Here is a 26,389-nt window from a genome sequence, read left to right as displayed (position 1 = left end):
CGGCAATCCGGCACAATTCGCCCATTGAATGCCCGAAAGTGCCATGCCCAACGGGTCTGGCAGGAGTTGCCCGATGTCCCTGAAAATCACCGACGACTGCATCAACTGCGACGTCTGCGAGCCCGAGTGCCCCAACGGCGCCATCTCCCAGGGTGAGGAGATCTACGTGATCGACCCCAACCTGTGCACCGAGTGCGTCGGCCACTACGACGAACCCCAATGCCAGCAGGTCTGCCCGGTGGACTGCATCCCGCTCGACGAGGCCCGCGTCGAGACCAAGGAGCAGCTGATGGACAAGTACCGCCTGATCACCGGCAAGGCCTGATCGCGTCAGCGAGTCACAGTCGCCACCACTGGGTATCGATCTCCGCTAGGCTGTTAGGCCTGCCCCGCACGGATCGCCCCATGCTTGCCAAACATCTTCTCGCCGGCGCGCTGCTGGCCTGCACGCTGGCCACCCAGGCCGCTCCAGCCAAGCCACAGCAGGCTGCCGTCGCCACCGCCCACCCCGCCGCTACCGTCGCCGGCCTGGAAACCCTGACCCAGGGCGGCAATGCCTTCGATGCCGCGGTAGCCATCGCCGCCGCGCTGGCTGTGGCCGAACCCTATGGCTCCGGTCTGGGAGGTGGCGGCTTCTTCCTGCTGCGCCAGGCCGGCGACAAGCCGACCTACCGTTTCATCGACGCCCGTGAACGCGCACCGCTGAGCGCCGGCCCGGACCTCTACAGACGTAATGGCACGGTGCAGCGCGAGCTGTCGCTCAACGGCCCGCTGGCCGCGGCCATTCCCGGCCTGCCGGCAGCCTTGGCCCATCTGGCCGAGCGCTACGGCAAGCTGCCGCTGACCGACTCGCTGACCCCGGCCATCCGCCTCGCTCGCGACGGTGTCGGCATCGACCGGGTCTATCGCGAACGTGCCGAGTGGCGCCTGGAGGCATTGCGGCAGGACCCAACCAGCGCGGCCATCTTCCTCGACCAGGAGCGTCTCCCGCCGCTGCATGGCCTGCTGCGCCAGCCGGCGCTGGCGCGCACGCTGGAGCGCCTGGCGCGCGACGGTCACACCGGCTTCTACGGCGGCGAAACGGCGCGCCTGCTGCTGGAAGGAGTCCAGGCCGGCGGCGGTGTGTGGAGCGCCCGTGACCTGCGTGACTACCGGGTAGTGGAGCGCCAACCCCTGCGCGTGTCGCTGGACGGCGGACGCGAGCTGATCAGCGCGCCACCGCCATCGGCCGGTGGCGTGGCGCTGGCGCAGAGTCTGCTGATGCTGCAGCAACTGCCCTGGCAGAAGGCCGGGGCGGTGCAACGCAGCCACTACGTGGTGGAAACCCTGCGCCGCGCCTACCGCGACCGCGGCCTGCTGGGCGACCCCGACCATGTGCGCAACCCCCTGCCCCAGCTACTCGCCCCCGACTACCTGAAGGGGCTGGCCAAAGGCATCGCACTGCAGAACGCCTCACCCAGCGCCAGCCTGCCGCCATCGCCGTCCTGGCGTGAGGGTGACCACACCACCCACTTCACCGTGATTGATGCCGAGGGCAATGCGGTGGCCGCGACCTTGTCGATCAACCTGCCGTTCGGCGCCGCCTTCACCGTACCGGGCACCGGCGTGCTGCTGAACAACGAGATGGACGACTTCGCTGCCGACCCACGCGGCAGCAATGCCTACGGCCTTGCTGGCAGCCAGGCCAATGCCATCGCCGCCGGCAAGCGGCCGCTGTCCTCCATGAGCCCGACCTTTATCGAGAGCGACCAGGAGCTGGCCAGCTTCGGCACGCCAGGCGGCAGCCGCATCCCCAGCATGGTGCTGCTGGCTGCGCTCGACTATCTGGATGGCAAGCCGGTGCAACAGTGGCCGGCCACGCCGCGCTATCACCACCAGTACCTGCCGGACGTGATCGAGTACGAGGCCGACGCCTTCAGCCCCAGCCAGCTGAGCAGCCTGGAAATGCGCGGACATCGGCTCAAGCGCGTGGAGCGCAGCTACGGCAACCAGCAGGTCCTGCTGTGGCACAAGGGCAGCGGTCGGGTGGAAGCGGCCAGCGACCCACGCGGCGTGGGCCGCGCGGAGCTGTGGCCATAGGGCAGAAACGCAGAAGCCGGTCACAAGGACCGGCTTCTTGAGTGGAGCGGCGGAAGGATCAGTCCTTCTTGTAACCGCTCTCGGTGCAGCCCAGGCAGCGTACGAAGGCGGCCATGCCCGGCTCCACCACCAGCGCCTGGCCGGCCTCCTTGACGTTGCCGCCGGCGGCGGTGAACGGCAGGCTGACCAGGAACAGACCCGCGCCGATCACAGTGCCTGCGATCAGCAGCGGACGGGCAATGATCAGGTCACCGGCCATGGCATAGCCCTTGGGTGCGTTGGCGGTGTAGATAGGATCGCCACTGGTATTCTGCTGAACCACCTCCGCCTGCGCCGGCAGTGCCAGCAGGCCAGTGGTCAGAGCCAAGACAGCGGCGGTGGTGCGAAACAGGTTCATGGCGCGATCCTTCATTGTGTAGTTATGGCAGAGCGTTGCAGCTAACTATAACAGCGCTCGCGCAATTGTCAGCGTGAACGCCGTCAATCGCCGTGGAATGCGTATTCGGGCTTCTTCGGCACATAGGGGCGGAAAAAAGCCAGCAATGCCCGGATATCCGCCTCGGCGTCACCGCTGGGCTGGAATGGCGCGCCAATCACCACCCGGCGATGGCCGAAGTCCAGGGCCGCCGGCACTATCGGCACGCCGGCACCCAGGGCGATATGGTAGAAGCCCATCTTCCAGCGCTCTACCTTCTTGCGTGTCCCTTCCGGCGATATCACCAGAATGAACTCGCGGTTATCGCGGAAGCCCTGGATTGCCTGGTCCACCATGTTCAGACTCAGATGGCGCTGAATCGGGATGCCACCCCAGCTGCGCAGCAGGCCGCCGAAGGGCCAGCGAAAGATGCTGTGCTTGCCGAACCAGCGGGCATTCAGGCGCAGGACGAACTTCAGCGCGATGAAGATCACGAAGTCCCAGTTGGAGGTATGGTGGGCGCCGATGGCGACGAACTTGTCGATCCTCGGCAACGCGCCCTCGATGCGCCAGCCCATCAGTCTCAGTGCGCTACGCCCCAGCCATTCGGCGAACGGATTGGGCGGCAGGTAGTTGCCGTGCATCGTTGTTCCTACTGCTTGTTCTTATTCTGTGCGGCTAGAGAGCTGACACCCTAGCGCTGGCATTTCGGGCAGTACACGCTGGCGCGCTGGCCCAGCTTCACCTCGCGCAGGGTGGCACCGCAGATCTTGCAGAACTCGCCACCACGGCCATAGGCGAACAGCTCCTGCTGGAAATAGCCGGGCTGACCGTCGCCACCGATAAAGTCGCGCAGGGTGGTACCGCCGCGCTCGATGGCGTGAGCAAGGATGCGTTTGATCTCCACGGTCAGCGCCACATAGCGCGCCCTGGAGATGGAGCCGGCCTCGCGGCGCGGGTCGATGCCGGCGGCGAACAGCGCCTCGGTCGCGTAGATATTGCCGACCCCGACCACCACCGCGTTGTCCATGATGAACGGCTTGACCGCCATCGAGCGGCCCCGTGACAGCTGGTACAGACGCTCGCCATCGAAGGCATCGGTCAGAGGCTCCGGCCCCAGCCGGAGCAACAACTCGTGGTTGAGCGGGTCATTGCTCCACAGCAGGGCGCCGAAGCGCCGCGGGTCGGTGTAGCGCAGCGCCAGGCCCGACTCCAGTTCGATGTCGACATGCTCGTGCTTGGCCACCGGCGCTCCCACCGGCACCAGGCGCAGGTTGCCGGACATGCCCAGGTGACCTATCAGGGTGCCGCTCTCGGCCTGGATCAGCAGGTACTTGGCGCGCCGCTCGACGCATTCGATGCGCTGCCCGGACAGGCGCACATCGAGGTCTTCGGGGATCGGCCAGCGCAGTCGGCGCTCGCGCACCACCACGCGGCTGACGCGCTGACCGACGAGATGGGGGGCGATACCGCGGCAGGTGGTTTCGACTTCGGGTAATTCAGGCATTCACGCACTCGCGGGGTACAACTCAGCGGAACGCCACCCTAGCAGGAAAGCCACCGAGCAGGGAGACCCGCCTAGCCGGCCCCCAGGTCGTGGATGCTTTCCTTGAGAGTCTGGAAGTCGTACTCGGTGAGGCCGACATACTCCAGCACATGCTGCTGGATGCTGTCCCACTCGTGATCGGCTTCCTGGTTGCCCAGCACCCGGAAGCTGCCGCAGATGTGCTCGGCCATCTTGAGGATCGCCATCAGCGTCTTCAGCTGGGCATCGCGGCCGGTGTCGTCCTCGAAGAACGATAGCGCGTTGTGGTGGTTGGCGATGGCCTCGCACAGGTGCAGCGGCAGGTTCCACGATTTGGCGGTGAAGTAACCCACCACCGCATGGTTGGTGTTGAGCAGGCGGTTCTCGGTATCCACTACGCGACGCTCGCTGCTGGCGTTGAAGTACGCCTCTTCCAGCACCGTCATGTAATTGGGGAAGCGCTTGAGCATCAGCGGGATGCCGCAGTTGTGGAACAGGCCGAGGGTATAAGCCTCGTCCGGCGCCTGGTAGCCAATGCGCTTGGCCAGGGTCAGGCAGGTCATGGCCACGTCCTGGGCGGTGTCCCAGAAGCGGTTGAGGATAACGATGGTCTCGTCGCTCATCTCGCCCTTGATCGACTGGGCGTTGATCAGGTTGATCACCGAATTGCAGCCCAGCAGGTTGACCGCCTGCTGGATCGAGGCGATGCGATTGGATAGGCCGAAGAACGGCGAATTGACGATCTTCAGCAGCGCGCCGGAGAGGCCGGGGTCCTGGCTGATCAGCCGGGCGATGGTCTTCAGATCCGGGTTGGGCAGGAACTGCTCCATCTGCAGATCGACCATGATCTGCGGCTGCGGCGGCACGCTGATGCCCTGCAGCACCTGCTGGATCTGTTCGGCGGAGAGTTCTTGGGCCATGGAAAAGACACGTGGAGAGTGTGAACGAGCCTACAGTTTAACCGAGACACGACGACAAGGCGGTTAAACCTTTGGCTGACCTTTTCCACCCCGGGCCGGTCGGAACAGTGACATTCCCTATGGAGGAGGTTCCACCATGTCGCTGTCCCTGAAAGGCAAACGCGTCGCCCTGCTGGTGACCGATGGTTTCGAACAGGTCGAGATGACCGAGCCGAAGAAGGCCCTGGAACAGGCCGGCGCCCAGGCCGACATCCTGTCCGCCAAGCAAGGCCAGGTGCGCGGCTGGCACCACGACAAACCGGGCGACAGCTTCCCGGTCGACGGCACTTTTGACACCGCCCAGGTCGAGGAATACGACGCCCTGGTCCTGCCGGGCGGCGTGATGAACTCGGACACCATCCGCACCGACACCGCCGCCCTGACCCTGGTGCAGGCCGCGGAGAAATCCGGCAAACCGATCGCGGTGATCTGCCACGGCGCCTGGCTGCTGCTCTCGGCCGGGCTGGTCAAGGGCAAGACCATGACCAGTTGGCCGTCGCTCAAGGACGACATCCGCAATGCCGGTGGCGACTGGCAGGACAAGGAAGTGATCCGCGACGGCAACCTGATCAGCAGCCGCAAACCCGACGACCTGCCAGCGTTCAACCAAGCATTGCTGGAGTCGCTGGCGGCCTGAGAACCTGCCTACGACCTCTTGATCGTCGACCATGCTTCGTTGAGCACGGTCTCGGGCTGCTCATTTACGACTTGTAAACTCCGCGCCCTCACCCGCGCTCGCCTTGCCTGGCTCCAGCTCAAAGCTCGTAAACAGGTTCCGGGTGGGGTGGGCGGGGTATAATCGCGCTCTTTTTTCCGGAGCGCCCCCATGACCCTGCCCGCCCTGCGCCTCAAAGCCAACGCCGATCGTCGCCTGCGCGCCGGTCATCTGTGGGTCTACAGCAACGAGATCGACGTGGCCGCCACCCCGCTGCACGGCTTCCAGGCCGGCGACCAGGCGATCCTCGAAGCAGCCGGCGGCAAGCCGCTGGGCGTCGTGGCGATGAGCCCGAACAACCTGATCTGCGCCCGTCTGCTGTCGCGCGATGTCAAGCATGTGCTGGACAAGTCGCTGCTGGTGCACCGCCTGAACGTGGCCCTGAGCCTGCGCGAGCGCCTGTTCGACAAGCCCTTCTACCGCCTGGTCTACGGCGACTCCGACCTGCTTCCCGGCCTGGTGGTCGACCGCTTCGGCGATCACCTGGTGGTGCAGCTGGCCTCCGCCACCATGGAGCGCAGCAAGCACGCGCTGATCGAGGCCTTGGTCCAGGTGCTCAAGCCGCGCGGCATCCTGTTCAAGAACGACTCCGCCGCCCGAGATGCCGAGGGCCTGGAGCGCTACGTCGACACCGCCTTCGGCGTGGTGCCGGAGTGGGTCGACCTGGAAGAGAACGGCGTGAAGTTCCAGGCCCCGGTGCTGGAAGGCCAAAAGACTGGCTGGTTCTACGACCACCGCATGAACCGCGCGCGCCTGGCACCCTATGTCCAGGGCAAGCGCGTGCTCGACCTGTTCAGCTACATCGGCGGCTGGGGCGTGCAGGCTGCGACGTTCGGCGCCAGTGAAGTGTTCTGCGTCGACGCCTCCGGCTTCGCCCTCGACGGCGTGGAGCGCAACGCCACCCTCAACGGCGTCGCCGAGAAGGTCACCTGCGTGGAAGGCGACGTGTTCGCCGCCCTCAAGGAGCTGAAGTCCGCCGAGGAGCGCTTCGACGTGATCGTTGCCGACCCGCCCGCCTTCATCAAGCGCAAGAAGGACATCAAGAACGGCGAGGCCGCCTATCGCCGCCTCAACGAGACCGCCATGCGCATGCTCAACAAGGACGGCATCCTGGTCAGCGCCAGCTGCTCCATGCACCTGGAAGAAGACAATCTGCAGAACATCCTGCTGACCAGCGCCCGCCACCTGGACCGCAACATCCAGCTGCTCGAGCGCGGTGCCCAGGGCCCGGACCATCCGGTGCACCCGGCCATCGCCGAGACCCGCTACATCAAGAGCCTGACCGTACGCCTGCTGCCCAACAGCTGAGCAGCATAAAGCCCCGCCCGCTGCTGCGGACGGGGCCCGCTCACCCGCCTCAGAAGCCCTTGCGCTTCACCGTCCACAGCGGACTGACGCACAGACTGCACAGGGTGCCGTTGAAAGTGCTGCTGGCGCTCTGATCGTTCATCAGCTGGTAGCGGAACCAGGCCGTGGCCGGGCCGCGATAGGCCCCGCCGCTGCCGACCGGCTCGAAGTGCGAGACCGTGCGGCGCTCGCCCCAGAACACCGGCACGTTGGCCCGGGTATAGACCGGCTGGGCATTGAGGTAGGGGAAGGCGATGGTGTCGCCGCCGCCGGTCATCAGGAACATCGGCCCCTTCTGCTTGCTCTGCGAACTGCTGTTGTGACCGAGCCCGAGGGTATAGGGCTGGATCGGCGCCGTCGTGCGCACACGGTCATCCTGGCCGGCCATGATCGAACCACCACCACCCTGGGAATGGCCCGAAGTGCCGACGCGCCCGGCATTCAACTTGCCGGCATAGGTGCCGGAGCTGCTGCCGCTTGCCTGCACCAGGTAGCTCAGGCAGGCGAGCATCTCCTGGCCGGTGCCGGCATCGGACGTTTCCGCGGCGGCCACCACGAAACCATGGCTGGCCCAGTGAGTCAGCAATGCCGCATAGGTGTCGGGCGTGGCGCCGGTGCCGTTGCCCCACAGGATGATCGGGTGGCGCACGCCGTTCTGGCCCAGGGTCGCGGGCCGGTAGATGCGGCAGCTGGGCCCCTCGGCCTGGCTGGTGGTGGCGTAGGGGCCGCTGTTGTCGAAACTGCCGACAGCGGGGAACGGCGTGCCGGGGGTGTCCGGCAGTGCCGCGAGAGCAGAGGCCGAGAAGGCGAAGAGTGTGGCCGCCAGGCCGAGTCTGGAATCGAGCATCTAAGGGAGTCCTTGTTGTTATTCGTCGAGTAGGGATTCGCCATGGCCCTCCCCGACCCACTGCATCGGACTGGGCTGCACTGCTAGTACTTCGCCGGCGATTGCGGGCGCCCGGCAAACCGCCGGCGCTCACCGCCAAACACCGTACGTGACCAACCGGTCACGACCACAGTCGCCCGAACGGCGAAACCGGATGAACGGCATAACCCCAAAGAGCTAACTCCCCAGGCCGACCGCCGGGCTGCCATACCGGTCGCCATCAGACCGCGAGCTACCGCCAGCCTTTCCCCGGCGGGCGCGGGCGGCGTAGAATCGGGGCATTCCTCGCCAACCATCCCCCGGCGGGTCCGTGAGCCCGGGCCGAACGAACGGAGACCCCGTTTCGTCCTGCGGCCCCCTTCCGAACGCACGGCCATCTCCCGTTTGCATCCGGTCCAGTCGACGCTCACCATACGAACATCACCTGATTAGCCGCAGGAACGTGTCATGCCCGATTACCGCTCGAAAACCTCCACCCACGGCCGCAACATGGCCGGCGCCCGCGCCCTCTGGCGCGCCACCGGGATGAAGGACGAAGACTTCAAGAAGCCGATCATCGCCATCGCCAACTCCTTCACCCAGTTCGTGCCCGGCCACGTGCACCTGAAGGACCTGGGCCAGCTGGTCGCCCGCGAGATCGAAAAACACGGCGGCGTAGCGAAGGAATTCAACACCATCGCCGTGGATGACGGCATCGCCATGGGCCACGACGGCATGCTCTATTCGCTGCCGAGCCGCGAGATCATCGCGGACTCCGTCGAGTACATGGTCAACGCCCACTGCGCCGACGCCATCGTCTGCATCTCCAACTGCGACAAGATTACCCCCGGCATGCTGATGGCCGCCCTGCGCCTGAACATCCCGGTAGTGTTCGTCTCCGGCGGGCCGATGGAAGCCGGCAAGACCAAGCTGGCCAACCATGGCCTGGACCTGGTCGACGCCATGGTGGTGGCCGCCGACGACTCCTGCTCCGACGAGAAGGTCGCCGAGTACGAGCGCAGTGCCTGCCCGACCTGCGGCAGCTGCTCCGGCATGTTCACCGCCAACTCGATGAACTGCCTGGTCGAGGCCCTCGGCCTTGGCCTGCCGGGCAACGGTTCGACCCTGGCCACCCACTCCGACCGCGAGCAGCTGTTCCTGCGCGCCGGGCGCCTGGCCGTCGAGCTGTGCCAGCGCTACTACGGCGAGAACGATGCCAGCGTGCTGCCGCGCAATGTCGCCAGCTTCAAGGCGTTCGAGAACGCCATGACCCTGGACATCGCCATGGGCGGCTCGACCAACACCATCCTGCACCTGCTGGCCGCCGCCCAGGAGGCGGAAATCGCCTTCGACCTGCGCGACATTGATCGCCTGTCGCGCAAGGTGCCGCAGCTGTGCAAAGTCGCGCCGAACATCCAGAAGTACCACATGGAAGACGTGCACCGCGCCGGCGGCATCTTCTCCATTCTCGGCGAGCTGGCCCGTGGCGGCCTGCTGCACACCGACGTGCCGACCGTGCACAGCCCGAGCATGGCCGACGCCATCGCCCAGTGGGACATCACCCAGACCAGCGACGAGAAGGTGCACACCTTCTTCAAGGCAGGCCCTGCCGGTATCCCGACGCAGACCGCCTTCAGCCAGAGCACCCGCTGGGACACCCTGGACGATGACCGCGCCGAAGGCTGCATCCGCTCGGTCGAGCATGCCTATTCGCAAGAGGGCGGCCTGGCCGTGCTGTACGGCAACATCGCCCTCGACGGCTGCGTGGTGAAAACCGCCGGCGTCGACGAGTCGATCCACGTGTTCGAAGGCAACGCCAAGATCTTCGAGAGCCAGGACAGCGCCGTGAAGGGCATCCTCGCCGACGAAGTGAAGGCTGGCGACATCGTGATCATCCGCTACGAAGGTCCGAAAGGCGGTCCGGGCATGCAGGAAATGCTGTATCCGACCAGCTACCTGAAGTCCAAGGGCCTGGGCAAGGCCTGCGCCCTGCTCACCGACGGCCGCTTCTCCGGCGGCACCTCGGGCCTGTCCATCGGCCACGCCTCGCCGGAAGCCGCCGCTGGCGGCGCCATCGGCCTGGTGCTCGACGGCGACAAGATACTGATCGACATCCCCAACCGCAGCATCAACCTGCTGGTGAGCGATGAGGAACTGGCCGCCCGCCGTATCGTGCAGGACCAGAAGGGCTGGAAGCCGGTCGCGCCGCGCGCGCGCAAGGTGACCACCGCCCTCAAGGCCTACGCCCTGCTGGCCACCAGTGCCGACAAGGGTGCGGTACGCGACAAGTCGCTGTTGGATGGGTGAGCCGGATTAAGGCAACGCATGCGTTGCCCCGGCCCGGCCATGGATGGCCGGGCCGGGGCCTACCGCTACTCGCTGCGTCGGCAGGGATGCCATCACAGTAGCAACCTACCTATCCTGATAAGCCCGGCCATGCGCCGGGCTTATGCTTTGTATGGCAGGTGAAACCCGCGAACGACCACGCGGGCTCACCCGCCCTACGCGGAGCCTTGCATGAAAATTGGCCTGATCAGCGACACCCACGGCCTGCTACGCCCCGAGGCGCTGGCGGCGCTGCAGGGTTGCGCGCATATCGTGCATGCCGGCGATATCGGTAAGCCGGAGATTCTCGACGCCCTGCGCGAGCTGGCGCCGCTGAGCGTGGTGCGTGGCAATAACGACGAGGGGCTGGACTGGGCCGCCGAGCTGCCGCACCAGGTCGAGCTGCGGCTCGGCGGGATCGGCCTGTACCTGGTGCACGAGCTTGCTCATGTGCCGACGCAACTGCCGGAGGGCGTGCGCGTGGTGATCACCGGCCATTCGCACAAGCCGCTGATCGAAGAACGCGCCGGCCTGCTGTGGATCAACCCCGGCAGCGCCGGACCACGGCGCTTCAAGCTGCCGATCAGCGTCGCCATGCTGTATATCGACCATGGCGAAGCGCGCGCCGAGCTGGTCGAACTCCAGCCTTAGAGCCTGGGCTCAGCTGACCCCGGTGTAGCGATCGGCGCGGTGGTTGATCGCCAGCACCAGGTTGAGCATCACCGCACCGAGCACCGACAGGGCCACCTTGTCCGGCGTCACCACGAACACCGCCGCCAGCACGATGACCGCGTCGATGGCCATCTGCACCGCGCCGGCGCGCAGGCCGAAGCGCTCCTGCAGGAACAGCGCGAGGATATTCACCCCACCCAGGCTCGCCCGATGGCGGAACAGCATCAGCAGGCCCAGGCCCATGGCCGCACCGCCGAACAGCGCGGCATACAGCTCGTTGAGGTGGGTGAAGGCGACCCAGCCCGGGGTCAGTTCGGCCAGCAGCGACACCAGCAGCACCGCGCAACCGGTGCGCAGGGTGAAGCCCCAGCCCAGGCGCCAGATGCCCAGCGCGTAGAACGGCAGGTTGACCAGGCAGAACACCAGGCCGAAGGGCCAGCCGGCCAGGTACTTGGCCAGAAAGGCCACGCCCACGGTGCCGCCGGTGAGCAGCCCGGCATGGGTATAGAAGGCGATGCCCAGGGCCACCAGGGCGGTGCCGAACAGCAGCGCCAGGGCATCCTCCCACAGCGGGTGGCGGACGAAGATGGCGGCGACGGTTTCCGCCTCGGGCGTATCGATAGGGTCGGTCATGGGCGAATTTCGGCGGGTAAAGGCAAAAGCATAGGGCGCCGCCTTCGAACGAAGGCGACGTCGATCAATATCAGTGCAGAAAAGTCTAGCGGCGCTGCCAGGTCTCGAAGCGGTAGGCCGGCGCAGCGTCGGTCGCCGCGTGCGCTTCGCTGTCGCTGCGCTGCCAGTCGCCCTCGGCGAAGGCCGGGAACCAGGCATCGCCCTCGGGCTGCAGCGCCACGCGGGTCAGGTACAGGCGCGCGGCCTGGGCCAAGCCCTGCTCGTAGAGCTGGGCACCGCCGATCAACATCAGCTCGTCGACGCCCTGCTCACGCGCCCACTCGTCGGCGCGCAGGATCGCGGCGTCCAGTGACGGGAAGACTTCCGCGCCCTCCAGTTGCAGCCCGGCCTGGCGACTGACCACCAGATTGAGCCGGCCCGGCAGCGGGCGGCCCAGCGAATCCCAAGTCTTGCGCCCCATGATGATCGGCTTGCCGAGGGTCTTGGCCTTGAAGTGCTTGAGGTCCGCCGGCAGGTGCCAGGGCAGCTGATTGTCGCGGCCGATCACGCGGTTGTCGGCGAGGGCGGCGATCAGGCAGAGGGGAAGAGTCGTTTTCATGGGCGCGAGGATACCGGCTGGCGCCGCCTCAGGCCACCTGACTACTGCCCGGCCGCTTGCCGACCACCCGGTTGCGCCCCTGCTCCTTGGCCAGGTACAGCGCCACATCGGCCAGGCGCAAGGCGTCGGCCAGGCGCTGGTGGGGCTCCGGCACCAGCCAGGCCAGGCCAATGCTGAGCGTCACCACCGGCGCGATATCGGACTTGGCGTGCGCCAGGCCCAGGGCCTCCACCTCGGCGCGCAGCTGTTCGAGAATCTTCATCACGGCGGCCTCGTCCAGGCCGTACCAGAGGCCGACGAACTCCTCGCCGCCGTAGCGCGCGGTCATGTCCAGCGGGCGCCGGGCCTGGGCGCCGATCACCCGGCTCACCCCGCGCAGCGCCTCGTCGCCCGCGCTGTGGCCGTAGTGGTCGTTGTAGCGCTTGAAGAAGTCCACATCCATCATCACCACGGCGAGCGGCTGCTGCTCGCGCAAGGCCTGGCGCCAGCTGGCCTCGGCGCGCTCGCCGAAGGCACGGCGGTTGAGCAGGCCGGTGAGCGAGTCCTTCTCCGCCAGGTCTTGCAGCAGACCCTGGGCGAGGAAGTTCTGCCGCGTGGCGTATTCGAGGAAGTAGCAGCCCACCGAGCCGATCACGTTGGCCGTGCCCAGGAAGAACAGGTTGTACAGCAGCACAGCACCGTCCAGGTCGTTGATCAGCTCCATCGTCAGGTAGGCGAGGAAGATCAGCCAGCCGCACAACGAGGCGACCACGAAACGCAGGCCGGTGAGGAAGTAGAAGAACACCGTGACCAGGATGATGCCCTCGTAGGGCAGCGGGTAGTCATGAGCCCGAGCGACCCAGATGATGCCGATGACGCCCAGCCCGCAGACCAGCGCGCAGACCCCACCCAGCAACTGCAGACGGCCGAGCAGGCGGCTCCGATAGGTAGCCAACCAGGTCAGCAGCAGCATCGGCCCGATCACCCCCAGGCGGATCTTCAGCGTCTGGCTACGCACCTCGCCCGGCAGGCTGATGGTGTCCAACACGGCGAAGGCCAGGAACAGCACGATGGCCACCAGCAGCGACCAGCGCATGCGGATCAGGAACACCCTGGCGTGGTAGCGGTGGTACGCCGCCTCCATCTCGCCGTCGAAACTGAGCAGGCGAAAGCCCTCACGCAACTGGCGCAGGTAGGGCGAGTCGCGGTTGACCCAGTCCAGATGGGGCAGCTTCATGGCTGTGCTCTTCTCGTTGTTCTACCTGAAGCCTAGCCGCAGCCGACGGCGCGCCACAACTCGGGCTTTTCCCCAGGCGCGGCGCAGCGGTTATGCTTTGGCCCTCGACCCGCAGACGGAACGCCGCGTGACAGACAGTCCCCCGCCTCCCCGCTCGCGCCTGCAACGCCTCTGGCTGTGCGAAGCCATTCGCCTGCGCGAGGACCACGCCGGCCCGCTGGAAGATGCCGAGGCCAATCGCCTGGCACGCCAGGCCGATGGCGACCTGGCGCGCCGCATCGAGGCCCGCGCCCTGTTCCTGGCCAAACGCGATGGCCAGATGCAGGCCCAGCGTCACTGGCTGCAGGGCGCACGCCTGGCGCTGCTGGCCCTGCTGATCCTGGCCCTGGTCGGCGGCGCCGGGCTGGCCCTGGCGGCGCTGGGCGACGGCAGCCGCCCGGTCAATGTGTTCTGGGCCCTGGGCAGCCTGCTCGGCATTCATCTGCTGACCCTGCTCGGCTGGCTGCTGGGCCTCGCCTTCGCCGGCGAGCACCAGGCCGCGCTCGGCCGCCTGTGGCTGTGGCTCAGCGAGAAGCTGGCGCGCGACGCCGCGGCCGCCCAGCTCGGCCCGGCGCTGGTCCTGCTGCTGCAGCGCCGGCGCCTCAACCGCTGGCTGCTCGGCGCCCTGGTCCACGGCCTGTGGCTGGTGGCGCTGCTCGCCGCCACGCTGATGCTGCTGCTCCTGCTCAGTACCCGGCGCTACGGCTTCGTCTGGGAGACCACGCTGCTCGGCAGCGATGCCTTCGTCGCGCTCACCCACCTGCTCGGCGCCCTACCCGCCCTGCTCGGCTTCCCGCTACCGGACGTGGACACCATCCGCGCCAGCGGCGAGTCCGCCCTGGCCGTGGAAGCGGCGCGCCATGCCTGGGCCGGCTGGCTGCTCGGCGTGCTGCTGGTGTTCGGCCTGCTGCCGCGCGCCCTGCTCCTGCTGCTGTGCCTGTGGCGCTGGTGGCACGGCAGCGCGCGCCTGCGCCTGGATCTCGCCCAGCCCGCCTACCGGCTGCTGGCCGAGCGCCTGCAACCGCCAGCCGAGCGCCTCGGCGTGCTGGATGCGGAGCCGCAGACCCTGCATCAGCCACAGGGCGGGCACAGTGCGCTGGCCACGGACGGCGCGCTGCTGGTGGCGGTGGAGCTGGACGGCAGCCGCCCCTGGCCGCCACCCCTGGGCAAGGGCGTAGCCGATGCCGGCGTGCTCGATAGCCGCGAACAGCGTCAGCACCTGCTCGACCAGCTGACCCGTTTCCCGCCGGCACGCCTGGCCATCGCCGTCGACCCGCGACGCTCGCCGGATCGCGGCACCCTGGCGCTGCTCGGCGAGCTGTCGCGCACGGCCGGCGCCACCCGTGTCTGGCTGCTGCCGCCACCGCCCGGCGAAGCGCTGGACAGCCAGCGCCTGGGCGACTGGCACGAGGCCCTGCAGCGCCTCGGCCTGGCCTTCTCCGATTCGGCGCCACTGGTCTGGCTGGAGGCTGGACATGACTGATCGGGTAGCCCGGATGCAATCCGGAAAGCAGGCAGCTCCGCCCCGGCTTACATCCGGGCTACCAACTGGAGAGCTGCCATGACTAAACCGCTGCGCCTGGCCGTGGTCGGCCACACCAATGTCGGCAAGACCTCGCTGCTGCGCACCCTGCTGCGCGATGTCGGCTTCGGCGAGGTCTCGCACCGCCCCAGCACCACCCGCCACGTCGAGGGCGCGCGCCTGTCGGTGGACGGCGAGCCGCTGCTGGAGCTTTACGACACCCCCGGCCTGGAAGACGCCATCGCCCTGCTCGACTACCTGGAACGCCTGGAGCGCCCCGGCGAGCGGCTGGACGGCCCGGCGCGCATCGCCCGCTTCCTCGACAGCGCCGAGGCGCGCCAGCGCTTCGAGCAGGAGGCCAAGGTGCTGCGCCAGCTGCTGACCAGCGACGCCGGGCTGTACGTGATCGACGCCCGCGAGCCGGTGCTGGCCAAGTACCGCGACGAACTACAGGTGCTGTCCGACTGCGGCAAGCCGTTGCTGCCGGTACTCAACTTCGGCGCCGCCGCGGCCCAGCGCGAGCCGGAGTGGCGCGAGGCCCTGGCCCGTCTCGGCCTGCACGCGCGGGTGGCGTTCGACACAGTGGCGCCGCCGCTGGATGGCGAGCGCCGCCTGTACGAGAGCCTGGCCCTGCTGGTGGAAACGGCGCGGCCGCAACTGGAGCGACTGATCCTCGACCACGAGGCCCAGGGCGAGGCACGCCACCAGGCCGGCGCGCGACTGATCGCCGAGCTGCTGGTGGACTGCGCGGCCTGCCGGCGCAGCGTGGCGGCCCAGCCGCAGATCGAACAGGGCGAGATCGCCGCCCTGCACCAGGCCGTGCGCCAGCGCGAGCAGCAGTGCGTCGACGCGCTGCTGCGCCTGTATGCCTTCCGCCCGGACGATGCCCAGGCCGGCGACCTGCCGCTGGCGGACGGGCGCTGGGGCGACGACCTGTTCAACCCGGAGACCCTGCGCCAGCTCGGCGTCAAGGTCGGCGGCGGCATGGCCGCCGGTGCAGCCACCGGGGTGGGCATCGACCTGTTGGTGGGCGGAGTGACCCTGGGCGCAGCCGCACTGCTCGGCGCCCTGGCCGGCGGCGGACTGCAGACCGCGCGCAACTTCGGCGGCCGCCTGCTCGGCAAACTCAAGGGCCAGCGCGAACTGACGGTGGACGACAACGTACTGCGCCTGCTCGCCCTGCGTCAGCGCCAGCTGCTGGCCGCCCTGCTCGCCCGCGGCCATGCGGCGACCGCGGCGATCCGCCTGGACCAGCCGCAGGACAGCGCCTGGCGCGAGGCCCGCCTGCCCGAGGCACTGCGTCGGGCGCGGGCGCATCCCGAATGGTCGTCGCTGAATCCCGCGGCGCGCCTGGAGCAGGCCGAGCGGCGCGAACAGGTGGATGCTCTGACCAACGAGGTGCTCGGCGGCTGACAGCGGCAATACCGCGCCGCCGCTGGCCAGATGCTGCCGCTCTGGTCGCCTATTCATCACGCAAGCCATTGATTTGAAAGCCAGGAAAACCCTGGCACGGGCCTTGCTCCAATGCCCCCGCGCATAGCTACGCGCGGAGGGAACATGAATATCGCTGGCATCGGATCGCAACAGGCCCTGGCACTCTTCGACAGGCGCCTGAAGGAAAAACAGCTGAGCGAGGAGCTCGGACCCGCCGCTGTGGCCACATCTCAGCAGCCACGTACCTTCTCCGGCTCGACGGCCGACTACCAGGCCGAACAGGCCTTCGAGGAATCCTTCGCCAAGCTGCGCGTCGGCCTGCAGAGCGGCGACGCTTCCGGCAGCAGCCTGGCCGGCAAGGCCGAATCGTCCAGCAGCCGGGCCCGTGACGCATTCCACGAGTACATGGCCATGAGCGATGCCGAGAAGATGCGCGACGCCATCCTCAAGGAAATGGGCCTGACCGAGGAGGAAGTCGACGCCATGTCGCCGGAGCAGCAGGAGGCCATCGAGAAGCAGATCGCCGAGCGCATGCAGCAACGCGCCGAACTGCAGGCGGCCAAGGAGCAGGAGGAGAAATCCGATGGCACCCCGGCCAATAACGCTTCCGCCGAAGAGGAAAAGACGCTGCTTTCCTGAGCCTGATCAGCGCCTGGCGAGGCTGGTCCACAGGGTGGCGGCGACGATCAGCAGTCCGCCGATCCACGCCTGCAGGCTCAGCTCCTCGCTCAGCCAGAGCACGGCGAACAGTGCGCCGAACAGCGGCTCGCTGCCCATCAGCAGGCTGACCCTAGTTGGGCTGCTGCGGCCCAGCGCCCAGTTCTGCACGTAGAAGGCGAACAGGGTGGCGAACAGTACTAGGTACAGGCTGCCGACCCAGAACGCCGGCGCGCTCGGCAGCGGTGGCAGGCCGCCCGGCAGCAGCAGCGCGCCGAGCAGCAGGCAGCCGAAGCCGATCACCCCGGACTGCACGGCGGTCAGCGCCAGCGGTGGCACCTCACGGTCGGCGGTGAGGCGGCGGGTCAGGCACACCTGGAAGGCGCGCAGCAGCGCCGCGGCCAGCATCAGGCCGTCGCCCAGGCCGAAGTCGAGATCGACGCCACCACTGAGCAGCCAGGTACCGAGCAGCGACAGCACCACCGCTGGCAGCAGGCGCGCGTCCGGGCGCTGGCCGAGCATCAGCCACTCGACGAAGGGCGTGAGCACCACGCACAGACTGATCAGGAAGGCGGCATTGCTCGCAGTGGTCAGCTGCACGCCGTAGGTCTCGCAGAGGAAGATCGCCAGCATCGCCAGGCCCAGCGGCAGGCCGGGCACCCAGGCACGCCGGCCTTCGCCGCGCAATTGCGGCGCCAGCAGCAGGAAGGTGATGCCGAAGCGCACGGCGAGGAAACCCAGCACCGGGTAGAACACCAGCGCCTGCTTGGCCACGCCGTAGCTGGTACCCCACACCAGCGCCACCAGCAGTAGGGGCAGGTCGCTGCCGTGCAGCAGGCGGGAACGGTAGGCGGCGGTCAGGCTGGTCATGGCGGTGGCTCACGATGGAAATATGGCGATTGTCCATTGCCAACCTCATCGCGATAATCAGGTCATTCCGTATGAGACTCGTTCCTCATGAGCATGAATAATCTGCTGCCGTTGATGGCCAGCTTCGTCCGCGTGGTGGAGTGCGGCAGCTTCTCCGCCGCCGCGCGCCAGCTGCACACCAGCGGCTCGGCGCTGAGCCGGCAGCAGGCCCAGCTGGAGGCGGCACTGGGCCTGCGCCTGCTGGAACGCACGACCAGGCGCCTGCGCCTGACCGAGGCCGGCAGCGAGGTGTTCGAGCGCTGCCGGGAGATGCTCGGTGCCGCCGAGGCGGCCGTAGCGGTGGGCGAGCGACTGATGAGCGATGCCCGTGGCCAGGTGCGCCTGTCGGTGCCCAAGGCGTTCGGCAAGTATCTGGTCGCACCGCTGATGGCGGATTTTCTGGCCAGACACCCGGAGGTCGACGTCAGTCTCAACCTCAGCGACCGCAGCCCGGATCCGATCGCCGAGGGCTTCGACCTGATCATCCGCATCACCGAGCAGCCACCGGAACAGATGGCCGGCCGCCCCTTGTGCCAAGTCGAACATTTGCTCTGCGCCACACCGCAGTACCTGGCCGACCAGGGTGCGCCGCAACACCCGCAGGACCTGGTGCGCCATCGCTGCCTGTACCTGGACGAACGCGCCGACGACCACCGCTGGCACTTCGCCAAGGATGGCGAGCAGTGCACGGTGGCCGTGCGCGGCCGTTTCGCCAGCAACCACAGCGAGGTGCGCCTCAACGGCGCGCTCAATCATCTGGGCATCGCCTGCCTGCCGAGCTTCACCGCCGCCGAAGCGCTAGCGGATGGCAGGCTGGTGCAGGTACTCGGCGACTGGCGCTACACCGGCTCCTACCACGGCACCGCATGGGCGCTGTACCCATCCAACCGCCACCTGCCGCCGAAGCTGCGGGTGCTGATCGACCACCTGGCGGCCGGGCTGGCCGGCTAATCGGCGGCCAGACGCCGCCGACGAGGCTTACACCGCGACCGGCGCGGCGATGTGCGGGTGGGCCTGGTAGTTCTGCAGCTCGAAGTCCTCGAACTTGAAGGCGAACAGGTCCTTCACCTCGGGGTTGAGCTTCATGGTCGGCAGCGGCAGCGGCTCGCGGGTCAGCTGCAGGTCGGTCTGCTCGATGTGGTTGGCGTACAGGTGGCAGTCGCCGCCGGTCCAGACGAAGTCGCCGGGCTGCAGGTCGCAGACCTGGGCAATCATCAGGGTCAGCAAGGCGTAGCTGGCGATGTTGAAGGGCACGCCGAGGAAGATGTCGGCCGAGCGCTGGTACAGCTGGCAGCTCAGACGGCCTTCGGCGACATAGAACTGGAACATGGTGTGGCACGGCGGCAGGGCCATCTCGTCGACCAGCGCCGGGTTCCAGGCGGAGACGATCAGGCGGCGCGAGTCCGGGTTCTTCCTGATCATCTCGATCAGCTTGCTGATCTGGTCGATCGACTCGCCGTTCGGCGCCGGCCACGAGCGCCACTGGTAGCCGTACACCGGGCCAAGGTCGCCGTTCTCGTCGGCCCACTCGTCCCAGATGCGCACGCCGTTGTCCTTCAGGTACTTGATGTTGGTATCGCCCTGGAGAAACCACAGTAGCTCGTGAATGATGGATTTCAGGTGGCACTTCTTGGTGGTCACCAGCGGGAAGCCGTCGGCCAGGTTGAAGCGCATCTGGTGGCCGAACACCGAGTAGGTGCCGGTGCCGGTGCGGTCGCTCTTGAAGGTGCCGGTCTGGCGCACCAGGCGCATCAGGTCGAGGTACTGTTTCATCACGCGGCTCCTTGAACGGCCTGGCGGCGGTAGGCGTAAATCATAAGGCCGAGGCCGCCGAGAATCATCGGCAAGCACAGCACCTGGCCCATGGTCAGCCAGCCGCCGGCAAGGTAGCCGAGCTGGGCGTCCGGTACACGGACGAATTCGACGATGAAGCGGAAGATGCCGTAGCAGATGGCGAACAGGCCGGACACCGCCATGGTCGGACGCGGCTTGCGCGAGTAGGCCCAGAGGATCAGGAACAGGGCCACGCCTTCCAGGGCGAACTGGTACAGCTGCGACGGGTGACGCGGGTCCGGCCCGCCATTGGGGAAGACCATGGCCCACGGCACGTCGGTGACCTTGCCCCATAGCTCGGAGTTGATGAAGTTGCCGATGCGCCCCGCGCCCAGGCCGATCGGAACGAGAGGGGCGATAAAGTCCATCAGCTCGAAGAAGCTCTTGCCGTTGCGCCGGCCGAACAGCCAGGTGGCCAGCATCACGCCGATCAGCCCGCCGTGGAAGGACATGCCGCCTTCCCAGACGCGAACGATCTTCAGCGGGTCGGCCATGTAGGCGGACAGGTCGTAGAACAGCGCGTAGCCCAGGCGGCCGCCGAGGATCACGCCCATGGCCACCCAGAACACCAGGTCGGAGAGCTTCTCCTTGCTCCAGCTGGCGTCGAAGTCCTTCAGCCGGCGGCTGGCGAGGAACCAGGCGCCGCCGATGCCGACCAGGTACATCAGGCCGTACCAGTGGATCTTCAGCGGGCCCAGGGCAATGGCCACCGGGTCAATCTGCGGATAAGGCAGCATCAGTAACTCCTTAGATCAGGAAGCTCACGCCCACGCACAACAGCAGCAGGGCGAACAGTCGTTTCAGTACGGCGGCCGGCAGGCGGTGCGCCAGGCGCGCGCCGAGGCGGGCGAAGAACATGCTGGTGATGGCGATGCCGGCCAGCGCCGGCAGGTAGACGAAGCCCAGGCTCCATTGCGGCAGGTGCGCCTCGTTCCAGCCCAGGACCATGAAGCTCAGGGCGCTGGCCACGGCGATCGGCAGGCCGCAGGCCGATGAAGTTGCCACCGCCTGCTGCATGGGCACGCTGCGCCAGGTGAGGAACGGCACGGTCAGCGAACCGCCGCCGATGCCGAAGATCGCCGAGGCCCAGCCGATCACCGCGCCAGCCACCGTCAGCCCGGGCTTGCCTGGGACCGCGCGACTGGCCTTGGGTTTCAGACCCAGGCCCATCTGGATGGCGATGACGATGGCGAACACGCCGATGATCTTCTGCAGCAGCGGGCCCTGGATGGCCGCTGCGGTGAGCGAGCCGAGGGCGGCGCCGAGCAGGATGCCCACAGCCATCCAGGTGAACACCGGCCACAGCACGGCGCCCTTGCGCTGGTGCTCGAGCACCGAGTTGATCGAGGTGAAGATGATGGTGGCCAGCGAAGTGCCCACCGCCAGGTGGGTGAGGATCGCCTGATCGAAGCCCTGGGCGGTGAAGCTGAATACCAGCACCGGCACGATGATGATGCCGCCGCCGACACCGAACAGCCCGGCCAGCACCCCGGCCGCCGCGCCGAGCAGCAGATAGAGCAGGAATTCCATGGAGTCCCCCGAAAACGAAGCGGCATGGTAACGGATGGGCACCCTGCCCTCCAGCCGAGGCGATGGACGCCTAGCTCTTTGTTAGACTCCTGGCACCTGACCACAGGCCTTGGAGGTGGTATGTGCCTGATCGTATTCGCCTGGCGCCCCGGACACCCGCAGCCGCTGGTACTGGCCGCCAACCGTGATGAGTTCTACGAGCGAGCCACCCTGCCACTGGCTGAGTGGGAAGAGGCGCCTGGCGTCTATGCCGGCCGCGACCTGCTGGCCGGCGGCACCTGGCTGGGTGTGACGGCCGAGGGCCGCTTCGCCGCCCTGACCAACATCCGCGACCCCCGCCAGCCCCGCGGCGAACGCTCGCGCGGCGAGCTGCCGCTGCAGTTCCTGCGCGGCGAGCAGGACCCCGAAGCCTTCCTCGCCGAGCTGAAACCCCGGCTCGAGCACTACAGCGGTTTCAACCTGCTGCTCGGCGACCGCCGCGCCCTTTACTTCTTCAACTCCGAGCTAGGCGAGATCCGCCGCCTGATGCCCGGCCTCTACGGCCTTTCCAACGCCGACCTGGATACGCCATGGCCCAAGGTGCTGCGCTCCACGGCGGCGCTGGCCAACACCCTCGACGATCCGCAGCCGGCCAACCTGCTGGCGCTGCTCGGCGACCGCCAGCAACCGCCACGAGTGCTGTTGCCGGATACCGGCGTCGGCGTCGACTGGGAGATGCTGCTGGCCACCGTATTCATCGTCGGGCCCGGCTACGGCACCCGCGCCAGCAGCGCCCTGGTGCTGCACGGCGACGGCCGCGTGCGCCTGGTGGAACGTAGCTTCGGCAGCGGCGGCGAGCTGCTCGGCGAGGTGGACCTGCGCCTGGGGCCGCAGGAGTAGGTCAGAACCTGTTTACGATCCGCTGAGCGCAGGCAGGCGCTCAGTCCTGCCAGTCGCAGAAACAGCCCACGGCCAGATTGCTGTCGGCACGCACCGGCCGGCCGGCTAGCAGCGCCTCGATGATCGGCTCGATGAAGCTGTTGCTGGAGGTGCACAACGCGCCTTCGCTGTAGGGGCCGAAGTAGGCCAGGCGGCCCTGCTGGTCCCAGATCGCCACGGCCGGGCTGGCTGGCAGCCGCTCGCTGCCGGGCAGTTCGGCCAGGGGCTGAAGCGCCTGCAGGTTGTCCGGCAGGCGGCCGTGGCTGCCGGCCTTCTGCAGCGCGTAGAACTGCACACCGCGCCCCGAGTAAGCCTGCACCAGCTCGCCAAGATGCTGCTGGTTGCCGACATTGCACGGGCAGCCCGGGTCCCAGAAGTGCACCAGGCGGATCGGCCCCGGCCCGGCCAGCTCGGCCGGCAGGCGCAGCTCGGCGCCCGAGAACAGCTCGGTGCGCGCCTCGAAGGGGCGAATGTAGCGGGCCTGGAACCACCAGAAGGCGGCCAGCATGGCGCCCAGCCAGAGGATGGCGACGAGGCTGGCGAGAATGGCTTTGCGACGCGGGGACATGATCGGCGGTACGGAGAAAAGGTGCCTAGCTTGCCACGCCGCGCCCGACAGCTGAATATCGGCTGTCCCTCATAACCGCCGAAGACGCCATGACCGCCATGCCCCAGACCCTGCCAGAGCCCTTCCAGCCCGAGCGCCTGCGCGCCGGCCTGCGACCCTTGGCCGCGGCCACCGCGCCCCTGGCGGACGAGGCCCTGGCCTACCAGCGCTACTACGGCCTGGATCTGCCGCAGCACGCCGGGGTACGCAGCCGCCTGGGGCGCTTCGAGTGCGACGGGCTGAACCTGGTGGCGCAGCTATGGGCGCCGGCGGAACCCAAGGCCACGCTGATCCTGCTGCACGGCTACTACGACCATATGGGTCTCTACCGCCACGTGGTCGACTGGGCCCTGAGCGAGAACCTCGCCGTGCTGGCCTGCGACCTGCCCGGCCACGGTCTGTCCGAAGGCGCACGCGCCAGTATCGATGACTTCTCCGCCTACCAGCGCACCCTGCAGTGCCTGTTCGCCGAGGCCGCCAGCCTCGACCTGCCTCAGCCCTGGCATCTCTGTGGACAGAGCACCGGCGGCGCCATCCTGCTGGACTTCCTGCTGCTCGGCGAGCCGCGCCCGGAACCCGGCGCCACCATTCTTCTGGCGCCGCTGGTAAGGCCGCGGGCCTGGGGTCTGTCCAAGCTCAGCTACCACCTGATCGGCCCGTTCCGCCGCGAGATTCCCCGGCGTTTCTCGGCCAACTCCAGCGACGCCGAGTTCCTCGACTTCCTGCAGAACCGCGACCCGCTGCAGCCGCGCAACCTGCCGACCGCCTGGGTCGGCGCCCTGGCCAAGTGGATTCCGCGCCTGGAGAAGGCCCCGCGCAGCCCGTTGCGACCGCTGGTGGTGCAGGGCGAGGCGGACATGACGGTGGACTGGCGGCACAACCTGCAGGTGCTGCAGGCCAAGTTCGACCAGCCGGAAATCCTGCGCATCCCCGGCGCCCGCCACCATCTGGTCAACGAGAGCGAAGGCATTCGCCGCGAGTACTTCGCCTTCCTCAGCGAGCGCCTGCGCTAATCACCTGGTAGCCCGGATGCAATCCGAGGACGGCGCTGGCTGTGCCCCGGATCTTATCCGGGCTACGGGACTACGTAGCTGGCAGTGAACGTCAGATGCCCTGCTGGGCCGGCTGGATATTCTGCTCGCTCTGCCCCGCCGCGAGTCCCGCGCGCAGGGCGGCCACGGCGGCCTGATAGTAGGCCTTGCCGGCCGGCGACTCGGCGAAGGCGACGAACTCGTCCAGCTCCGGATCAGACAGGTCGCGATAGACGTGCAGCAGGGTATTGTCGATATCCGCCTCGATCTGCTGCATCAGCCGCTCGCGCTGGCTCTGCACCAGCATCTGCGCCTGGTCGCCGCCGAACAGCCCGGGCACCATCGAACTCAGGCTGTCCGCCGCGACACCGGCCAGGGCCAGGCTGACCTCGGCACCGGCCTCGGTGGCCGGCACGACCTGGGCCAGATGGCGGATCAACAGGCGGCGGGTGGCATCGGCCTGCACCGGCGGCAGGCCGTTGGCGTGGGCGGTCAGCTGATCACGGGCGCTGGCGCGGACCTCGGCGGCGACCACGCGTTTGCCCAGCGGCGACTCGAAGAACTGCAGCGCCGGCAGCGGATCGGCCAGCGCCGTGCGCAGCGCGGCCTGGGCGCGCTGGTCCATGGCGGCCGGTTCGAAACGACGGTTGCTGTTGGTCACCAGGGCCTGGAACACCGCCGGCGGCAAGGTGCCCTGGTAGCGCTGCTGGGCAAGCTTGAGCGCCTCGCCGAAATGCGCGCGCTGCTCGGGCCAGCCGGCGGCCTGGTAGAGGCGGGCATGGTCATCGGCGGAAACGGCGAAGCTGCATAGCAGCATGAACAGAGCAAAAACGGCGCGCATGAATAACTCCTGTCTGGCGCGGCTATTGTAGGGGCCCGCAGGCGGCGCTGGTAGAATCGGCGCATGAACGACCAGCACCTGCAGCGGCTCCTGCCGCAGATCATCGACGACCTCGCCAGCCAGGGCTGGTCGCGGCAGGCGCATGCCCTGCCGCAGTCTCTGACCCGCGAACTGGCCGCCGAGTGCCACAGCCGCGCGCAGAATGGCGCGCTGAGCCCGGCCGGCGTCGGTCGCGGCCAGGGCCTGGCGGTACGCGAAGGCATCCGCGGCGACAGCATCCAGTGGCTGGAACCCGGCCAGAGCGCGGCCTGCGACCAGTACCTGCAGGCCATGGACGAGCTGCGCCAGGCCCTCAACCAGGCGTTCTACCTGGGCCTGGAAGATTACGAGAGCCACTTCGCCCTGTATCCGCCGGGCGCCTTCTACCAGAAGCATCTGGACCGCTTCCGCGACGATGATCGCCGCACCGTGTCCGCCGTCTACTACCTCAACGACGACTGGCAGGACGACCAGGGCGGCGCCCTGCGCCTCTACCCGCAGGACGGCGCCGAGTTGGACGTGCTGCCCACCGCCGGCACCCTGGTGCTGTTCATCTCCGCCGAGCTGCCCCACGAAGTGCTGCCGGCGACCCGCGAGCGCCTGTCGCTGACGGGCTGGTTCAGGAGGCGTGCCTGATGGAAAAGCTGCTGGTCAGCCGCTGCCTGCTCGGCCACAAGGTGCGCTACGACGGCGGCGCCCACGGGCCCTACGACCTGCTGCAGCGCTGGCAGGACGAAGGCCGCATCGTCGCCCTGTGCCCGGAAGTGGCCGGCGGCCTGCCCACGCCGCGGCCGCCCGCGGAAATCCCCGGCGGGCAAGGCGGTGAAGTGCTGGATGGCCGCCTGCCGGTGCTGACCGGCAGCGGTGAGGATGTCACCGCGGAATTCGTCGCCGGCGCCGAGATCGCCCTACGCCTGGTCCAGCAGCACGGCCTGCGGGTGGCCGTGCTCAAGGCACGCAGCCCCTCGTGCGGCAACACCCACAACTACGACGGCAGCTTCAGTGGCAGCCTGGTCGCGGGCGAAGGGGTGACCGCCGCCCTGCTGCGCCGCGCCGGCGTGCGGGTGTTCAACGAAACCCAGCTGGCCGAGGCCGCCGCCGAGCTGGCGCGCCTGGAGCAGCACGACGACTGACCGGGCAGGTGCCGCGCCCGCGCACTAAGGTCAGTGCAGGACCACCGCGAAAGGAGCCTGCCATGCGTCCCTCCCTGCGTAACTCCCTACGTACCTTGGGCCTGTGCGCCCTGCTGTGCACACCGCTGTCGGCGCTGGCCGAGAATGCGGTGCCGCAACTGCCGGCGCCGCCGGGAGCCGAGGTGTACTTCATCGAGCCAGCCGACGGTGCCAGCGTCGGCCAGACCTTCAGCGTCAAGTTCGGCCTCAAGGGCATGGGCGTGGCGCCCGCCGGCGTCGACTTCCCCGCCACCGGCCACCATCATCTGCTGGTGGACGTGGACACCCTGCCGCTGCCGGATGTGCCTTTGCCGGCGACCGAGAAGATCCTGCATTTCGGCAAGGGCCAGACCGAGACCGAACTGAGCCTGCCGCCGGGCACCCACACCCTGCAGCTGCTGGTCGGCGACAAGAACCACGTGCCGCTGGACCCGCCGGTGATCTCGAGCAGAATCACCATCACGGTGCAGTGAGGCATACCGCATGTAGCAACGAGCTCTGCTCGCGA

General features: G+C 67.9%; 29 protein-coding genes. 15 read left to right on the top strand and 14 right to left on the bottom strand.

Features of this window, described 5'->3' with window-relative positions; translation table 11 throughout:
* Nucleotides 1-73: 73 nt before the first annotated feature.
* Both IB232_RS17660 and ggt read left to right on the top strand, forming a co-directional pair.
* Complete coding sequence (locus tag IB232_RS17660) at nucleotides 74-325, top strand: YfhL family 4Fe-4S dicluster ferredoxin (RefSeq protein ID WP_137974688.1); 252 nt, start codon at nucleotides 74-76, stop codon at nucleotides 323-325.
* A gap of 80 nt (nucleotides 326-405) precedes the next feature.
* On the top strand, nucleotides 406-2,079 hold the full coding sequence (gene ggt, locus IB232_RS17655) for a gamma-glutamyltransferase (protein WP_192399893.1): 1,674 nt from the start codon (nucleotides 406-408) through the stop codon (nucleotides 2,077-2,079).
* Nucleotides 2,080-2,137: 58 nt separating this feature from the next.
* On the opposite strand, the gene IB232_RS17650 is transcribed toward ggt, so the two are convergent.
* The 4 genes from IB232_RS17650 to IB232_RS17635 all read right to left on the bottom strand — a co-directional run bounded on the left by IB232_RS17650 (nucleotide 2,138) and on the right by IB232_RS17635 (nucleotide 4,885).
* Nucleotides 2,138-2,476, bottom strand: coding sequence for a multidrug transporter (locus tag IB232_RS17650; protein WP_192399892.1), 339 nt, complete (start codon nucleotides 2,474-2,476; stop codon nucleotides 2,138-2,140).
* An 83-nt stretch (nucleotides 2,477-2,559) separates the two neighbouring features.
* Nucleotides 2,560-3,138, bottom strand: a complete 579-nt coding sequence (locus tag IB232_RS17645) for a lysophospholipid acyltransferase family protein (RefSeq protein ID WP_192399891.1) — start codon at nucleotides 3,136-3,138, stop codon at nucleotides 2,560-2,562.
* A gap of 50 nt (nucleotides 3,139-3,188) precedes the next feature.
* Nucleotides 3,189-4,001 carry a bifunctional DNA-formamidopyrimidine glycosylase/DNA-(apurinic or apyrimidinic site) lyase gene (mutM, locus tag IB232_RS17640; protein ID WP_192399890.1) on the bottom strand — a complete coding sequence of 271 codons (813 nt, stop codon included), beginning with the start codon at nucleotides 3,999-4,001 and terminating at the stop codon, nucleotides 3,189-3,191.
* Between the two features lie 71 nt (nucleotides 4,002-4,072).
* Nucleotides 4,073-4,885 carry an HDOD domain-containing protein gene (locus tag IB232_RS17635; RefSeq protein WP_192400073.1) on the bottom strand — a complete coding sequence of 271 codons (813 nt, stop codon included), beginning with the start codon at nucleotides 4,883-4,885 and terminating at the stop codon, nucleotides 4,073-4,075.
* 190 nt (nucleotides 4,886-5,075) lie between these two features.
* Between IB232_RS17635 and IB232_RS17630 the strand changes: the two genes are divergently transcribed.
* Together IB232_RS17630 and IB232_RS17625 are read left to right on the top strand one after the other, a co-directional pair.
* A complete protein-coding gene (locus IB232_RS17630; protein ID WP_192399889.1) occupies nucleotides 5,076-5,615 on the top strand; it encodes a type 1 glutamine amidotransferase domain-containing protein in 540 nt (179 codons plus the stop codon).
* Nucleotides 5,616-5,804: 189 nt separating this feature from the next.
* On the top strand, nucleotides 5,805-7,001 hold the full coding sequence (locus tag IB232_RS17625; RefSeq protein ID WP_192399888.1) for a class I SAM-dependent rRNA methyltransferase: 1,197 nt from the start codon (nucleotides 5,805-5,807) through the stop codon (nucleotides 6,999-7,001).
* A 49-nt stretch (nucleotides 7,002-7,050) separates the two neighbouring features.
* Here the strand turns inward: IB232_RS17625 and IB232_RS17620 are convergent, their stop codons facing one another.
* The gene (locus IB232_RS17620; protein ID WP_192399887.1) at nucleotides 7,051-7,887 is read right to left on the bottom strand and encodes an alpha/beta hydrolase; all 837 of its coding nucleotides are present in this window, start codon (nucleotides 7,885-7,887) and stop codon (nucleotides 7,051-7,053) included.
* Between the two features lie 486 nt (nucleotides 7,888-8,373).
* Between IB232_RS17620 and ilvD the strand changes: the two genes are divergently transcribed.
* A complete protein-coding gene (ilvD, locus tag IB232_RS17615; protein WP_192399886.1) occupies nucleotides 8,374-10,212 on the top strand; it encodes a dihydroxy-acid dehydratase in 1,839 nt (612 codons plus the stop codon).
* A 210-nt stretch (nucleotides 10,213-10,422) separates the two neighbouring features.
* Nucleotides 10,423-10,881 (top strand): metallophosphoesterase family protein, encoded by a 459-nt coding sequence (locus IB232_RS17610; protein WP_192399885.1) that lies wholly within the window; start codon nucleotides 10,423-10,425, stop codon nucleotides 10,879-10,881.
* Between the two features lie 9 nt (nucleotides 10,882-10,890).
* Here IB232_RS17610 and IB232_RS17605 read toward each other — a convergent pair whose 3' ends face one another.
* The 3 genes from IB232_RS17605 to IB232_RS17595 form a co-directional block, all read right to left on the bottom strand.
* Entirely contained in the window at nucleotides 10,891-11,535 is a 645-nt protein-coding gene (locus IB232_RS17605; protein ID WP_192399884.1) for a YitT family protein, read from the bottom strand.
* A gap of 85 nt (nucleotides 11,536-11,620) precedes the next feature.
* Nucleotides 11,621-12,133: a dihydrofolate reductase gene (locus IB232_RS17600; RefSeq protein ID WP_192399883.1), complete on the bottom strand. Its 513-nt coding sequence runs from the start codon at nucleotides 12,131-12,133 to the stop codon at nucleotides 11,621-11,623.
* 28 nt (nucleotides 12,134-12,161) lie between these two features.
* On the bottom strand, nucleotides 12,162-13,349 hold the full coding sequence (locus IB232_RS17595) for a sensor domain-containing diguanylate cyclase (protein ID WP_192399882.1): 1,188 nt from the start codon (nucleotides 13,347-13,349) through the stop codon (nucleotides 12,162-12,164).
* 127 nt (nucleotides 13,350-13,476) lie between these two features.
* Here IB232_RS17595 and IB232_RS17590 point away from each other — a divergent pair, with 127 nt between their 5' ends.
* The 3 genes from IB232_RS17590 to IB232_RS17580 all read left to right on the top strand — a co-directional run bounded on the left by IB232_RS17590 (nucleotide 13,477) and on the right by IB232_RS17580 (nucleotide 16,983).
* Nucleotides 13,477-14,871 carry a DUF2868 domain-containing protein gene (locus IB232_RS17590; protein WP_318652285.1) on the top strand — a complete coding sequence of 465 codons (1,395 nt, stop codon included), beginning with the start codon at nucleotides 13,477-13,479 and terminating at the stop codon, nucleotides 14,869-14,871.
* 78 nt (nucleotides 14,872-14,949) lie between these two features.
* Nucleotides 14,950-16,323 carry a GTPase/DUF3482 domain-containing protein gene (locus IB232_RS17585; RefSeq protein WP_192399880.1) on the top strand — a complete coding sequence of 458 codons (1,374 nt, stop codon included), beginning with the start codon at nucleotides 14,950-14,952 and terminating at the stop codon, nucleotides 16,321-16,323.
* Between the two features lie 144 nt (nucleotides 16,324-16,467).
* On the top strand, nucleotides 16,468-16,983 hold the full coding sequence (locus IB232_RS17580) for a hypothetical protein (protein ID WP_192399879.1): 516 nt from the start codon (nucleotides 16,468-16,470) through the stop codon (nucleotides 16,981-16,983).
* Between the two features lie 6 nt (nucleotides 16,984-16,989).
* Here the strand turns inward: IB232_RS17580 and IB232_RS17575 are convergent, their stop codons facing one another.
* On the bottom strand, nucleotides 16,990-17,871 hold the full coding sequence (locus tag IB232_RS17575) for a DMT family transporter (protein WP_192399878.1): 882 nt from the start codon (nucleotides 17,869-17,871) through the stop codon (nucleotides 16,990-16,992).
* Between the two features lie 87 nt (nucleotides 17,872-17,958).
* On the opposite strand from IB232_RS17575, the gene IB232_RS17570 reads away from it, so the two are divergent.
* A complete protein-coding gene (locus IB232_RS17570; protein WP_192399877.1) occupies nucleotides 17,959-18,861 on the top strand; it encodes a LysR family transcriptional regulator in 903 nt (300 codons plus the stop codon).
* A gap of 27 nt (nucleotides 18,862-18,888) precedes the next feature.
* Here IB232_RS17570 and IB232_RS17565 read toward each other — a convergent pair whose 3' ends face one another.
* From IB232_RS17565 to IB232_RS17555, 3 genes are read right to left on the bottom strand one after another with little or no spacing between them, the layout of a single operon-like run.
* Nucleotides 18,889-19,683 carry a thymidylate synthase gene (locus IB232_RS17565; protein WP_192399876.1) on the bottom strand — a complete coding sequence of 265 codons (795 nt, stop codon included), beginning with the start codon at nucleotides 19,681-19,683 and terminating at the stop codon, nucleotides 18,889-18,891.
* Nucleotides 19,683-20,480 (bottom strand): prolipoprotein diacylglyceryl transferase, encoded by a 798-nt coding sequence (lgt, locus tag IB232_RS17560; RefSeq protein WP_192399875.1) that lies wholly within the window; start codon nucleotides 20,478-20,480, stop codon nucleotides 19,683-19,685. The genes IB232_RS17565 and lgt overlap by 1 nt, the downstream gene beginning before the upstream one ends.
* 10 nt (nucleotides 20,481-20,490) lie before the next feature.
* Nucleotides 20,491-21,273 carry a sulfite exporter TauE/SafE family protein gene (locus IB232_RS17555; protein ID WP_192399874.1) on the bottom strand — a complete coding sequence of 261 codons (783 nt, stop codon included), beginning with the start codon at nucleotides 21,271-21,273 and terminating at the stop codon, nucleotides 20,491-20,493.
* A 120-nt stretch (nucleotides 21,274-21,393) separates the two neighbouring features.
* Between IB232_RS17555 and IB232_RS17550 the strand changes: the two genes are divergently transcribed.
* On the top strand, nucleotides 21,394-22,152 hold the full coding sequence (locus tag IB232_RS17550) for an NRDE family protein (RefSeq protein WP_192399873.1): 759 nt from the start codon (nucleotides 21,394-21,396) through the stop codon (nucleotides 22,150-22,152).
* Nucleotides 22,153-22,192: 40 nt separating this feature from the next.
* Here IB232_RS17550 and IB232_RS17545 read toward each other — a convergent pair whose 3' ends face one another.
* Entirely contained in the window at nucleotides 22,193-22,759 is a 567-nt protein-coding gene (locus IB232_RS17545) for a DUF6436 domain-containing protein (RefSeq protein WP_192399872.1), read from the bottom strand.
* 110 nt (nucleotides 22,760-22,869) lie between these two features.
* On the opposite strand from IB232_RS17545, the gene IB232_RS17540 reads away from it, so the two are divergent.
* On the top strand, nucleotides 22,870-23,811 hold the full coding sequence (locus IB232_RS17540; RefSeq protein WP_192400072.1) for an alpha/beta hydrolase: 942 nt from the start codon (nucleotides 22,870-22,872) through the stop codon (nucleotides 23,809-23,811).
* A 91-nt stretch (nucleotides 23,812-23,902) separates the two neighbouring features.
* Here IB232_RS17540 and IB232_RS17535 read toward each other — a convergent pair whose 3' ends face one another.
* Nucleotides 23,903-24,670 carry a DUF2059 domain-containing protein gene (locus tag IB232_RS17535; protein WP_192399871.1) on the bottom strand — a complete coding sequence of 256 codons (768 nt, stop codon included), beginning with the start codon at nucleotides 24,668-24,670 and terminating at the stop codon, nucleotides 23,903-23,905.
* A 63-nt stretch (nucleotides 24,671-24,733) separates the two neighbouring features.
* On the opposite strand from IB232_RS17535, the gene IB232_RS17530 reads away from it, so the two are divergent.
* From IB232_RS17530 to IB232_RS17520, 3 genes are all read left to right on the top strand, one after another.
* Entirely contained in the window at nucleotides 24,734-25,345 is a 612-nt protein-coding gene (locus IB232_RS17530) for a 2OG-Fe(II) oxygenase (RefSeq protein ID WP_192399870.1), read from the top strand.
* Nucleotides 25,345-25,842, top strand: a complete 498-nt coding sequence (locus IB232_RS17525; protein ID WP_192399869.1) for a DUF523 domain-containing protein — start codon at nucleotides 25,345-25,347, stop codon at nucleotides 25,840-25,842. The genes IB232_RS17530 and IB232_RS17525 overlap by 1 nt, the downstream gene beginning before the upstream one ends.
* Before the next feature lie 74 nt (nucleotides 25,843-25,916).
* Nucleotides 25,917-26,354: a DUF4399 domain-containing protein gene (locus IB232_RS17520; RefSeq protein ID WP_225592409.1), complete on the top strand. Its 438-nt coding sequence runs from the start codon at nucleotides 25,917-25,919 to the stop codon at nucleotides 26,352-26,354.
* The last annotated feature ends 35 nt before the right edge of the window (nucleotides 26,355-26,389 follow it).

It is taken from the genome of Pseudomonas sp. PDM15 (genome assembly GCF_014851565.1).
In the GTDB taxonomy this organism is placed as follows: Bacteria; Pseudomonadota; Gammaproteobacteria; order Pseudomonadales; family Pseudomonadaceae; genus Aquipseudomonas.
Note: the sequence above shows the minus strand (reverse complement) of the source record. Positions and strands in the feature narration are given on the sequence as shown.